Source organism: Campylobacter sp. JMF_06 NA1, assembly GCF_027737785.1.
Classification (GTDB): Bacteria; Campylobacterota; Campylobacteria; order Campylobacterales; family Campylobacteraceae; genus Campylobacter_B.
On sequence record NZ_JAOVUA010000004.1, the window covers coordinates 88,956 to 100,673 of the forward strand.

The following is an 11,718-nucleotide window of genomic DNA, read 5'->3' on the forward strand; positions in this document are numbered from 1 at the left end:
TGCAAAAGCCAATTTTAGCCTTTTGCCTTTTCTTCGCAAGCTTTTATCGCTTCGATGATAGCGGTGGCAAAGCCCATTTTTTCGAGTGTTGCGACCATTTCTATGGTGGTGCCTCCCGGCGAGCAGACCTCGTCTTTGAGTGCGCGTGGGTGGGCTTTGGTGCGAGCACATAGGCTAGCTGAGCCAAGCACGGCATTAGCGATGATATCGTGCGCCATTTCGCGCGCTATCCCACCGCGCACAGCCCCGTCGCTAGCGGCTTCGATTAGGTTAAAAATCATCGCTGGCAAGCTTCCGCTAATGGCTGTGAAAATCGCAAATTTGCTCTCATCAATCTCGTAAGTCTGCCCAAATGCGCTAAAAATTTCCCTGATTTTTGCTTTTTCTTCTTCGCTAACTCCGCTAAAACACAGCGCAGTATTTCCAAGCGAAATTTTAGCAGGAGTATTTGGCATGGCGCGAACGATTTTTTGCGCCCCGCAAAGCTCGCCAATGCGTGATATGCTAAAATTTGGCGCAAGCGAGATTAAAATTTTATTTTCCAAATTATATTTTATTTTTTCTAGGACGCTCTCATAAACGGCAGGTTTGATTGCCAAAATAAAGATATCGGCAAAATTTGCAAGCACTGCCTCATTTTTGGCGGATTTTATGCCTAATTTTGCACAGAGCTTCTCGCCTTTTTCCCTACCATAAACGCAAATTTTATCCTTTTCAAATTTCGCTCCCACGAGCGCCTCTATCATCGCTGCGCCCATATTTCCTGCGCCTATAAATCCTATTTTCATCGCATTTTCCTTATCTGATTTGTCCCTCGCCACGCACGATGTATTTCGTGGTAGTGAGTGCCTCCACGCCCATTGGACCGCGCGCGTGAAGCTTTTGTGTGCTTATGCCGATCTCGCCACCGAATCCAAACTCGCCCCCGTCGCTAAATCTGGTCGAAGCGTTGGCATAGACGACTGCGCTATTGATTTCGTTTAGAAATTTTTCGATATTGGCTGAGTTTTGGCTTAAAATCGCTTCTGAGTGCGCGCTGGAATTTTCGTTGATAAACTCAATCGCTTCGGCTGTGTTTTTTACGATTTTAACAGCCATTATTAGCGATAAAAACTCCGTGCCAAAGTCGCTAGAATCCGCTTTTTTGGTGTTTGCAAAATTTGTAAATTTCGCGTAAATTTTCTCATCTAGGCGAAATTCTACTTCGTTCATTTCCTTTAATAAAATCGGTAAAATTTGCTTTGCGATATTTTCGTGTAAAACTAAGCATTCTAGGGCGTTGCAGACACTTGGGCGTTGGGTTTTTGCATTTTTGATAATCTCTACTGCCTTGCTTAAATTCGCGCTCTCATCGACGAAGGTGTGGCACACGCCAGCCCCTGTGATGATGACTGGGATTTGCGCGTTTTGCGTGATGAAGTCTTTGAGATTTTTGCCACCACGAGGGATTAGCACATCGATCCACTCTTTTAGCTGGATTAGTTTTAGCACATCTTCGCGCTCTTTGGATTTTATGAGTGATACTGCGCCGCTAGGCAGGCCAAATTTCTCTCCCACACGGCAAAAAATTTCACTTAGGCAGATGTTTGAGGCAAGAGCGCTAGCAGAGCCTCGCAAGATTATCGCATTGCCCGCTTTTAGCGCGAGTGCGGCGGCGTCTATGCTGACATTTGGCCTGCTTTCATAAATCATAGCGATTACGCCAAGAGGCACGCGCACTTTGGCGATACTCATGCCGTTTTGGTGGCGCCAGCCTCCCACGATCTGCCCGATTGGATCAGGAAAATTGGCTAACTCTTTTAAAGCCACGCTCATTGCGCTAATCCTGCTATCATTTAGCGTGAGTCTATCAATGAGAGCCTCGGAGATACCTGCCTCGCGCGCGTTTTTTATGTCGATTTGGTTTTGCTCTTTGATAAGCTCTTTTTGAGTGATTAGCTCATCAGCAATGCTTAGTAAAATTTGATTTTTTTGCTTGCTACTTAGCTTTGCGACCTCGTTGCTTGCGCGTTTTGCGCGTTTTGCTAATTCTAAAATTTCCATAATCTATCCTAAGACAATATTGTTTGCATGCACGATATAATCATCGCTCACGCTAGGTAAAATTTTCTCATATTCGCTCGATTTTTTCCCCATAATCAGCGAAATTTCAGAGGCGCAGTAGTTTGCGATACCGCGCGCGATACGCTGTGAATCCGCGCCCAGTATTTCGATGACATCGCCCCGCTCAAACTCGCCACTCACACCCACAATCCCTACGCCTAGCACGCTTTTGCCGTTTTTTATGGCTTTGCATGCGCCCTCATCAAGGCTGATTGCGCCACGCACATTGGCACCATAAGCGAGCCAGTATTTTTTCGCGCTAATGGATTTTTCCTCTTTGCAAAAAATCGTTCCAACTTCCTCGCCAGCGATGATTTTGGCTAAAATTTTACTCTCTTTTCCATTTGCGATTATCATATTTGCGCCGATTTTAGTAGCCATTTTAGCAGCACTAAGCTTCGTTGCCATGCCACCAGTGCCAAATTTCGACCCCACATCGCCTGCCATTTTAAGGGTGTTTTCGTCGATAAAATTTACGATTTTTATCAGTTTTGCGTCAGGGTTCGTGCTAGGGTTTTTATCATAAAGCCCGTCGATATCGCTTAAAAGCACGAGTAAATCAGCGTCGATTAGCCCGGTTACTAGCGCGCTCATTGTGTCGTTATCGCCGATTTTGAGCTCATCGCCACTGACTGGATCGTTTTCGTTGATGATAGGGATAATGCCTTGCGAAAGCAGGGCGGTAGCGACATTTCGCGCACTTAGATAGCGCGCGCGGTCGCTAAAATCAATGCGCGTCAGCAAAAGTTGCGCGATAATCTCATCATGCGCCCAAAAAAGCCTCTCATACAGGTGCATTAAAGCGACCTGTCCCACGGCTGCTAGGGCTTGTTTGGCGCTTAACTCTTTTGGTTTTTGCTCGATTTTTAGTATGCCCATACCAGCCCCAACCGCGCCAGAGGTTACTAGCACGACCCCAAAGCCTTGTTTTTTGAGTTCGCAAATTTGAGCCACGAGCGATTTGATAAAGCCCTCATTTAGCGAACCGTCACTGTGAGTTAGGGTGCTGGTGCCTACTTTGATGACGATTCGTTTGGTGTTTTTTAGTAGATTTTTTCTCATTTTTTGCCTTTTGAAATTTTGGTATTTTACCTAAATTTAGCCATTTTTCGCCAAAAATCGTTCTAAAATTATCATCGCTGCGACGCTATCAAATTTCTCATTTACACCGCCTTTTTTCGTGCTTTTTAGCGCGAATTCCTTTGCCTCGACACTAGAAAAGCTCTCGTCTTGGTAGCAAATTTCGCCGCTAAATTCTAAAAGCGAGACAAAATGTTTTATGCGACGCTCCATTTCTTCTTCGCTTGCACCGCCTTTGGGAAGGCCAACGACGAGCTTTTGCGCTCCCCTTTCGCGTAAAAACTCGCTAGCTTCCCTGGCGGCTTGGTTGCGGTTTTTGCGCAAAATAGGCTCGCTAGGAAGGGCTAGTGCGCCATTAGGGCTGATTGCTACGCCGATTCGTTTAAGTCCCACATCGAAAGCTACTATCAAATTTAATCCTTTTTTTGGGTTACGCAAGCGAAATTTTCGTCGCTTCGATTATGATTTTTCCCTCTAATTCGTATTCGTAAATGCGCTCGCCAAATTTCATCAATGCTTCATCTAAGCTCGAATTTAGCGCGACAAAATCCAAAATTTCGTCGCTGTGCGAAAAGAGATTTTTTGGTTTTTCTTTTCCGCTAAATTTAGCCACAAATTTATCCAAATCGCTAATTAGCGTGGCATCTTTTTTAGCCAAAAGCTCGTTGGTGCCGACACTCTCGTCGATTCTGTGTGGCAGGACAAAGACAGGAATCCCAAGCTCTCTTGCAATGCGCGCGCTTTGAAGTGAGCCTGATTTTGGCTCGGCTTGGGCTACGATTAGGGCTTGGCAGAGGGCTACTACTATGCGGTTGCGCTCTAAAAACTGAAAATTTCGCGCAGGCGTGCCGTCTTCGTATTCGCTCAGTGCAAGGGCATTAGCGTAAATTTTGCGTATCATATCCTCGTTTTGTTTGGGGTAAATTTCATCTAGCCCGTTTGCAAAAACAGCAATCGTGCGCGAAAATGCGCCCTCATGCGCCGTGATATCGCAGCCAATTGCTGCTCCTGAGACCACGCAAATACCAGCGTTTGAGAGTTTTTGGGCTAATTTTGTGATTAAATTTTTGGTGTAAATGCTCATTTTACGAGAGCCTACGATTGCGATTTTTGGCATATCTAAAAGCTCTAAATTTCCCTTGTAATACAGGGTTTTAGGCTCTGTTTTGCCCAGTCTGGATAGGGCAGGGATTTTGAAATTTAGCTTATTTGTAGTATTCATAAATTTCGCCTAGATAGATGACTTCGACGCCGTTTAAAATATCTGCGCTATTTTCTAGGGCGGTGAAGGTGGATTTTTTGGGGTGGCCGATAGCTATGGCAAAGCCCCTTTTCTGCGCGATTTGCACGGCTTTTTGTAGCATTTGGCGCACAGCTTTTACCTCGTCGGTATTATCAATAAAAACATCTCTATAAACATAGCGCAAATTTTGCCTTTTAAGCTCGTCGGGTGCCTTGGTCTGCGCGCTCGTGCGAGAATCGACGAAATAAAAATCGTATTTTTGCATAGCTTTGATTAAATTTCGCATCGAGGCTGAATTTGCCGTAAATTTCGAGCCTGTGTGGTTGTTGATAAATTTAGCGTGCGGGAAATCAGCTCTGATTTGCGCTAGAAAATTTTCGATTTCTTTGTAGCTATCGCCCACTTTTAGCGCCTTTACATCGTGAGCGAAGACCTCTGCTTCCATTGGCAGGTGAATTGCGAAATTTTGCAAATTTTTAGCCAGAGCCGGTGTGTTTTTGTAATTTTTCGCCGGTGGGAAAATCGATGGCGTAACCTTTATCGGCAGAGCCTTGATACGCGCTATTTGCGCGCTTGTGGAGATATCGTCCATTATGATAGCTAATTTTGGTTTTGAGCCTTTTGGCAGGGTTTTGGCTGCTTTATTGCTAGGGGCTGAAATTTTTGGCTCTGTTTTTTCCTGCGATTTTGGCGTGATTTCGCCTATACTTTGGGCTGCGATTTTGGCTAATTCTTCTTTTATGATTTCTTCTTTTGTTTTTGAAATTTGGGTTAAATTTTGCTCTTTTATCTCAGGCGAAATTTGGGGTGCAGGTTTTGCCACGCTCAAATTTTTATCTTTTTGAATTATGGGTTTTGAAATTTCGCTTTTATTCTCATCGCGCGGGAGTTTAAGCACAATTTTTGGCTCGTCTTTGAAAAATTTATTTAGCACGGCATACGAAAGAGCGGCGCAGGTAAAGCAAAAAATTGCGATTAAAATGTATTTTATGAAATTTGGATTGAAATTTAATAAGGGCGCGTTTTTGCGCCCTTTGGTGCGTTTTTTAGCCAAGATTAGTTTTTATCTTTGTCGATGATTTTGCCACTTGCGATCCATGGCATCATACCACGAAGTCTCTCGCCTGTTTTGGTAATCAGCGCGTTTGCGGTCATATTGCGCTCTGCGTTCATTTTGACATAGCCAGCTTGGCGCTCTAAAATGAAGTTTTTCGCAAAAGTTCCGTCTTGGATCTCTTTTAGGATTTTTTTCATTTCGGCTTTTGATTGTTCGTTGATGACGCGTGGTCCGCTGACATAATCGCCAAATTCAGCTGTGTTTGAGATAGAGTATCTCATATCAGCCATACCGCCTTGATAGATTAAATCTACGATTAGTTTCATTTCGTGTAAGCACTCGAAATACGCCATTTCTGGGGCGTATCCAGCCTCTACTAGGGTCTCAAAACCAGCATTTATGAGCGAGCATAGACCGCCGCACAAAACTGCTTGTTCGCCAAATAGGTCTGTTTCGGTCTCGTCTTTAAATGTAGTCTCGATAATACCGCTTCTGCCACCACCAATCGCGCTAGCATAGCTTAGAGCGATCTCTTTTGCCTTGCCACTTGCGTTTTGCTCTACTGCGATTAGATCAGGGATTCCACCACCATTTACAAATTCATTGCGCACAGTGTGTCCTGGGGCTTTTGGAGCTATCATGATTACATCTATGTTTTTTGGAGCTTTGATTTGTCCGAAGTGGATATTAAATCCGTGAGCAAACGCGATTGCTGCGCCGTCTTTTAAATTTGGCTCGATTTCGTTTTTGTAAATTTCGGCTTGAAATTCATCTGGGGTTAGTATCATTATGACATCTGCCTCTTTTGTCGCATCAGCTACGCTTAATACTTTAAAACCCTTGTCCTCGGCCTTTTTCCAGCTTGCGCCACCTTTTTTTAGTCCGACTACTACTTCTACGCCACTATCGCGTAAATTTTCAGCGTGAGCGTGACCTTGTGATCCAAAGCCAATCATAGCCACTTTTTTTGAGCGAATTAAATTTAAATCGCAGTCTTTGTCGTAATACACAGTAATTGCCATGAGCCATCCTTTTCAAAAAAAATTTTGCGTGATTTTAGCGCAAAAATGCTTTTATGTAGCTTTTTTGTGATATTATAAACGCAAAATTTATGAACGGAAAATGTAGATATGCAAAGCTTTATTAGCGAAAAAATCGCTTCAATGCCTAAATTTAACGATAAAATTTTAAAAATTTTAAGCTCATTTGACAATGCTAGTAGCGATGATGAGATTATTTTTCAGATTATGAATAACCCAGAATTTGAGAGTAGGATACTAGACTACGCATTTAGCACTTTTGCGCAAATTAGCATGGAAAAAACCCTTCCAAACGCCTTTAAATTTTACGGACGAGAGGGGGTTAGGGCGCTATTTTTGTTTAGTATTTTTAAGGGTAAATTTGAGCTAAATTTCGAGTGTTATAAGACAGATCGCGCTAGGTTTAATGAAATTTCGCTAAAAAGACATCTGTTTTTGAAAGAGTGGATTAAATTTTACCCAGAGATTTCGCCTGATATCCTATCTAGCGTGATTTTAATGGATTTTGGTAGGGTTTTTATCAGCGAGTATATCGCTAAGCACGATAAAAACAGCGAGTTTTATCTGCATATCAAAAACTGCCTTTTCCCGCAGGATTTCACCGATGTGGAAATGCGATTTACCGGTATGAGTAGAGAGAGCGTGGGGGAGGTTTTGTTTAAGCATTTTGGGCTAGAAAAAATCGCCAAAGACATATATTTTTCTGATTTAATCGATGAAGCGCCGTTTGAGAGTGCGAGGCGATACGAAATGCTAAAAGTAGCCAAAACCGTAATGGGGATCTATCACTGCTTCGATGAGCGCAGTATCGACAATACGCTAAATTTGCTAGTGGAATTTGGCTTGGAGCAAGAGGCGTTTTTCGAAGCTAAAATAAGGGCTGGATTATGAAGGAATTTTTAAGCTCGCTTAGCCTTGGAGTGGTGGAAAAAAATCTAAATTCTGACCAAAAAGAGTTGGTGCGAAATTTGCTAAATTTAGGCGCATTAAGCTCTCACAAAGGCAAAATTTATCTAAATAATAGCTATGTTTTTGGAAGGCTTGATATCGCGCGCGATGGGACTGGGTATTTGCAAAGCTACGATGATAGATACAAAAAAGATTTGATAATCGAAAACAAATACCTAAATGGCGTGCATTTAGGCGACATAATCCTAGCAAAAATCATCAACTCAAAAAAGGCTAGAATCCACGCAAAGGTGCTAATGTGTGTAAAACCTGCCTTTTCATCAAGCGTGGTTTATACGAAGAATTTCGGGCGCGAAATTTTGGGCGTAAATGTCAAAACAGGCCTTGCAAACCCGCTAAAAGCCACGCAAAAATCGCTCAAAATGCTTCCACCTGGCACGCTTTTGAAAATTGATAATTTAAGCAATGAAATTTGCGAAGTTTTAGGGAATTTAGACGATCCGTGGGTCGATGAGAAAATTTCACTTGCGATTTATAACAAAAACGACGAATTTAACGAAGCCTGCAAGGAACAAGCCCTTAGCTTTGGCTCGTCGGTCGATCCTACGCTTTACCCAGATCGCGTGGATTTGCAAAATTTGAGCTTTTGCACGATTGATCCAATCGACGCCAAGGACTTTGACGACGCGATTTATTATGATAAAAAAAATCGCACAGTCTATGTCGCAATCGCCGATGTGAGCGAGTATGTCAGCGAATACTCGCCGATTGACAAAGAAGCGAAGGTAAGAGGGTTTTCGATATATTTCCCGCATAAATCTATCCCAATGCTTCCGCGCGAGCTTAGCGAAAATATCTGCTCGCTAATGCCGAATTTACCGCGATTAGCATTTGTTTTTAAAATTTGCCTTGATGAAAATTTGAGCGTGATTAGCGAGGAGCTGTTTTCAGGCATAATCAAATCAAAAAGGCGTTTTAACTACGATGAGGTCGATGAGATTTTGCGCACAAAAAGTGGCTGCGAGAGCGAAATACTAGACTGGCTACTTCCGCTAAATGAGCTTTGCGAAAAACTTAGAGCGCAAAGATTAAAGCACGGATTTGACTTTCGCACAAAAGAACTTCGCATGAGTATCGATGAAGCGGGGCTTTTAAAATCGACTAGATTTGAGAGCGATACACCCTCACACAAGCTAATAGAAGATTGTATGCTTCTAGCTAACAAAGCCGCTGCCAAGCGCATAGAAACGGGCGTTTTCCGCAATCACGGCGCAGCTGAATTAAAGAAAATTTTCGCTTTATTAGATGATTTGGCGCTGTTTGGAATAGACGCGATTTATAAGCCAAATTTGGCAAAAATGATAGGCGAAATCCAAGCCCAAGCTGACGCGCTTGGCATGCGAGAAGAGGTCGATAAACTCATAATCAAAGCGCAAAAACGCGCCGAATACGGCTCAATTTCGCGCGGCCATTTTGGGCTTGGTTTTGATACATACACTCATTTTACAAGTCCGATTAGGCGGTATTCGGATTTGATTTTACACAGGCTTTTAAAGGCGCAAAGCAGGGGCGATGAGAAATTTTATAATTACTTGCTTTTAAACATAGACGCGACTTGCGAGAGGTTAAATGAGCTAGAAAGAGAGGCTGATAAGGTCGCATTTGACTTTATGGATCGTAAATTTGCGCGCTGGGCGAGAGAGAATTTGGGGGCTAAATTTCGCTGTTATATCGACGAAAATGCAAATGTCGTAACCGCCAAACTTGATGATAAATTTAAGGGTGCGAAAATTTTTATTACAAATTTTACAGCCGATATTTTAACGCCAGTTTTGGTCGAAATCACAGACGCAAATATCGCAAGTGGCGTGATTATGGGAAGAGTGGTGAAAAAAATATAATGTATAAAAGAGATTTTGACGCTAGGATTGCTTCTGGAAATGTGGCGAATTTTATCTTGCTTCGCGGTGTCGATGACTTTCAAAACGAGCTTTATGCTTGGAGATTAAAGCAAATTTATGGGGCCGAAAATTTTATGAGTTTGTATTTTGGCGAGTATGAATTTAGCGTGGCAAAGAGCTTTTTGGAGCCATCGCTTTTTGGCGAGAGCAACACACTTCATATAAAAACAAACTCTTGCATAAAAAAAGATGAAATTCGCCGTTTGATTGAGTATTGCAAAAACGACGAAAACAACCATTTAATCTACGAATTAAACGAGAGCGAGGGTGCGGCAAGTAGCGATTTTGTGCGGGAGTTTGGCGGAAATGAGGTGAGGTTTTTCCGCCCAAGCAGTATGAAGGAAGCCATGGGATTGCTAGCGCAAAAGTGCGAAATGGTGGGGATTTTCGCAAACAGCGCCGCGCTAAATAGAATTTATCAAATCCACAACGAAAACCTAAATTTAAGCGCAGCCGAGATTGAAAAATTCGCAAATTTGGGGATTGAGCTAAATTTGGAAAATGTAAATGATATGGTCTATGGGCTAAGCGAGATAAGCTACGAGGAACTTTTCGATAAAATTTTTACCCTTGGCGATTTTCGCAAGGACTTTTATAGATTGGCCCAAAATGGCGGATACAACGACATGGAGCTGATAAATCAATTTTACAGATTTTTGCATAGAATTTTTAGGCTTCATATCTCGATAAAAACTGCGAATAATTCTGATTTTAAGGTGATTTTCGGATACACTCCGCCGCCAAATATCGCAAACAAGCTAAAAACATACGCTCAAAATTTAAATGAAAATTTATTTCGCAAAATTTTCATACATTTAAATAAACTCGAATTTGCGCTAAAAAGCGAGAAAAATTTAATCAAAGACGAGTATTTGCTCGCCTCACTTTTGGAATTGCAAAGAATTTTATCAAAGAAAAACTAGGCTAAAAAGCAAAGATTAAGTCAAAATTTTGTAATATACAGGTTGCATTTTTTGCAAAATCCTTGCCCGCAGATTACATTTGCGAGCTAAAAATCCATAAGGAGAATTTATGAGAAATTACGAGGTTTTATTCATTGTCAAGCCTACGCTGACTGATGATGAAGTAAAAACAAAAGTTGATTTCGTTAAAGAAATCATTACAAAAAATGGCGGAAATATCGCTTCTGTCATCGAAATGGGCGCACGCAAACTTGCCTATAAAATCGATAAATATGAGCGCGGTGTTTATTTTGTCATTTATTTTACTGCCGAGCCAAGCTTGATCGCTGAGCTAGTTAGAAATTTGCGTATCACAGAGGATATCATTAGATTTTTGACTGTGAAATACGAGACAAAACGCGAGGTTTTGGCATGGGAAAAATTAAGCAAAGGCATTAAACTAAGCCCAGCTAAAAAAGAGCGCGAACCACGCGTAGCACCTGAGGCAAAAGAACAAGCAGAGCAAACCGCTGAATAAAAGGATTTTAGATGTTTAATAAAGTAGTTTTGGTTGGAAATTTAACTCGCGATATTGAGCTTAGATATTTACAAACTGGCACCGCAATCGGTAAAACTGGCATTGCTGTAACTCGTAAATTTAATAGCGGAAATGGCGAAAAACGCGAAGAGACTTGCTTTATTGACATTGATTTTTGGGGACGCACAGCAGAAATCGCAAATCAATATTTAAGAAAAGGCTCAAAAGTGCTAGTTGAGGGGCGTTTGAAGCTCGATCAATGGCAAGACCAAAATGGTCAAAACCGCTCAAAACACAGCGTAGTGGTAGAGTCTATGGAAATGCTAAGTGCTCCACAAGGTGGAAATGGCGGAAACAATAGTTATGGCGCAAATAGTGGAAATTACGGAGCAAATAGCGGTAATAGTTATGGTGGCGGATACAACCAACACTCAAACTACTCTAACCCAAATCGCCAAAGCTCTGGCGGATATGGCGCGAACCAAACCGCACAAAATCACTATGAAGCACCGAAAAAAGAGAGCTATGAGAGCCAAATTCCAGAATACGATGTTGATTCGGACAAATATGACGAAGGCAACGATACAATTCCATTTTAATTAAGGAAAAACAATGGCAGAAAAAAGAAAATATAGTAGAAAATATTGCAGATTTACAGAGGCTAAAATCGAATTTATCGATTACAAAGACACAGGGTTACTAAAATATTGCCTTTCAGAGCGTTTTAAAATCATGCCAAGACGCCTAACTGGCACTAGCAAAAAATACCAAGAGATGGTTGAGAAAGCAATCAAACGCGCTCGCCAAGCAGCTCTTATCCCTTATGTCGTAGATCACAACGAAGTCGTTACAAACCCATTTGAAAATCTATAATTTTTCTTAGGC

General features: G+C 42.0%; 13 protein-coding genes. 6 read left to right on the forward strand and 7 right to left on the reverse strand.

What is annotated here, in order from left to right; translation table 11 throughout:
• Positions 1 to 14: 14 nt before the first annotated feature.
• Genes proC through ilvC form a run of 7 tightly spaced genes read right to left on the reverse strand, consistent with a single transcriptional unit; the run spans position 15 to position 6,505 of the window.
• Positions 15 to 788, reverse strand: coding sequence for a pyrroline-5-carboxylate reductase (gene proC / locus OFO07_RS05645; RefSeq protein ID WP_270871252.1), 774 nt, complete (start codon positions 786 to 788; stop codon positions 15 to 17).
• Between the two features lie 10 nt (positions 789 to 798).
• A complete protein-coding gene (locus tag OFO07_RS05650; RefSeq protein ID WP_270871299.1) occupies positions 799 to 2,046 on the reverse strand; it encodes a glutamate-5-semialdehyde dehydrogenase in 1,248 nt (415 codons plus the stop codon).
• The gene (proB, locus tag OFO07_RS05655; protein ID WP_270871253.1) at positions 2,047 to 3,165 is read right to left on the reverse strand and encodes a glutamate 5-kinase; all 1,119 of its coding nucleotides are present in this window, start codon (positions 3,163 to 3,165) and stop codon (positions 2,047 to 2,049) included. It lies immediately after the preceding gene.
• A gap of 36 nt (positions 3,166 to 3,201) precedes the next feature.
• Complete coding sequence (gene ruvX, locus OFO07_RS05660; protein WP_270871254.1) at positions 3,202 to 3,594, reverse strand: Holliday junction resolvase RuvX; 393 nt, start codon at positions 3,592 to 3,594, stop codon at positions 3,202 to 3,204.
• Between the two features lie 19 nt (positions 3,595 to 3,613).
• Positions 3,614 to 4,405, reverse strand: coding sequence for a DNA-processing protein DprA (locus OFO07_RS05665; RefSeq protein WP_270871255.1), 792 nt, complete (start codon positions 4,403 to 4,405; stop codon positions 3,614 to 3,616).
• Positions 4,389 to 5,480 carry a divergent polysaccharide deacetylase family protein gene (locus tag OFO07_RS05670; RefSeq protein WP_270871256.1) on the reverse strand — a complete coding sequence of 364 codons (1,092 nt, stop codon included), beginning with the start codon at positions 5,478 to 5,480 and terminating at the stop codon, positions 4,389 to 4,391. Before OFO07_RS05670 ends, OFO07_RS05665 begins: the two co-directional genes overlap by 17 nt.
• A gap of 2 nt (positions 5,481 to 5,482) precedes the next feature.
• The gene (ilvC, locus tag OFO07_RS05675; protein ID WP_270859109.1) at positions 5,483 to 6,505 is read right to left on the reverse strand and encodes a ketol-acid reductoisomerase; all 1,023 of its coding nucleotides are present in this window, start codon (positions 6,503 to 6,505) and stop codon (positions 5,483 to 5,485) included.
• Positions 6,506 to 6,613: 108 nt separating this feature from the next.
• On the opposite strand from ilvC, the gene OFO07_RS05680 reads away from it, so the two are divergent.
• The 6 genes from OFO07_RS05680 (at position 6,614) to rpsR (ending at position 11,706) form a co-directional block, all read left to right on the forward strand.
• Complete coding sequence (locus OFO07_RS05680; RefSeq protein WP_270871257.1) at positions 6,614 to 7,414, forward strand: hypothetical protein; 801 nt, start codon at positions 6,614 to 6,616, stop codon at positions 7,412 to 7,414.
• Positions 7,411 to 9,333: an RNB domain-containing ribonuclease gene (locus tag OFO07_RS05685; RefSeq protein WP_270871258.1), complete on the forward strand. Its 1,923-nt coding sequence runs from the start codon at positions 7,411 to 7,413 to the stop codon at positions 9,331 to 9,333. The genes OFO07_RS05680 and OFO07_RS05685 overlap by 4 nt, the downstream gene beginning before the upstream one ends.
• Entirely contained in the window at positions 9,333 to 10,316 is a 984-nt protein-coding gene (locus OFO07_RS05690; protein WP_270871259.1) for a DNA polymerase III subunit delta, read from the forward strand. Before OFO07_RS05685 ends, OFO07_RS05690 begins: the two co-directional genes overlap by 1 nt.
• A gap of 109 nt (positions 10,317 to 10,425) precedes the next feature.
• The gene (rpsF, locus tag OFO07_RS05695) at positions 10,426 to 10,833 is read left to right on the forward strand and encodes a 30S ribosomal protein S6 (protein ID WP_270859105.1); all 408 of its coding nucleotides are present in this window, start codon (positions 10,426 to 10,428) and stop codon (positions 10,831 to 10,833) included.
• Between the two features lie 11 nt (positions 10,834 to 10,844).
• Positions 10,845 to 11,432, forward strand: coding sequence for a single-stranded DNA-binding protein (locus OFO07_RS05700; protein ID WP_270861896.1), 588 nt, complete (start codon positions 10,845 to 10,847; stop codon positions 11,430 to 11,432).
• A 13-nt stretch (positions 11,433 to 11,445) separates the two neighbouring features.
• The gene (rpsR, locus tag OFO07_RS05705) at positions 11,446 to 11,706 is read left to right on the forward strand and encodes a 30S ribosomal protein S18 (protein ID WP_270859103.1); all 261 of its coding nucleotides are present in this window, start codon (positions 11,446 to 11,448) and stop codon (positions 11,704 to 11,706) included.
• The last annotated feature ends 12 nt before the right edge of the window (positions 11,707 to 11,718 follow it).

Coding starts and splice junctions, on each gene's coding strand:
- OFO07_RS05700 (WP_270861896.1), top strand. CDS start 10,845: ATGTTTAATAAAGTAGTTTTGGTTGGAAATTTAACTCGCGATATTGAG.
- OFO07_RS05685 (WP_270871258.1), top strand. CDS start 7,411: ATGAAGGAATTTTTAAGCTCGCTTAGCCTTGGAGTGGTGGAAAAAAAT.
- proC (WP_270871252.1), bottom strand. CDS start 788: ATGAAAATAGGATTTATAGGCGCAGGAAATATGGGCGCAGCGATGATA.
- OFO07_RS05690 (WP_270871259.1), top strand. CDS start 9,333: ATGTATAAAAGAGATTTTGACGCTAGGATTGCTTCTGGAAATGTGGCG.
- proB (WP_270871253.1), bottom strand. CDS start 3,165: ATGAGAAAAAATCTACTAAAAAACACCAAACGAATCGTCATCAAAGTA.
- ilvC (WP_270859109.1), bottom strand. CDS start 6,505: ATGGCAATTACTGTGTATTACGACAAAGACTGCGATTTAAATTTAATT.
- OFO07_RS05665 (WP_270871255.1), bottom strand. CDS start 4,405: ATGAATACTACAAATAAGCTAAATTTCAAAATCCCTGCCCTATCCAGA.
- rpsR (WP_270859103.1), top strand. CDS start 11,446: ATGGCAGAAAAAAGAAAATATAGTAGAAAATATTGCAGATTTACAGAG.
- OFO07_RS05680 (WP_270871257.1), top strand. CDS start 6,614: ATGCAAAGCTTTATTAGCGAAAAAATCGCTTCAATGCCTAAATTTAAC.
- rpsF (WP_270859105.1), top strand. CDS start 10,426: ATGAGAAATTACGAGGTTTTATTCATTGTCAAGCCTACGCTGACTGAT.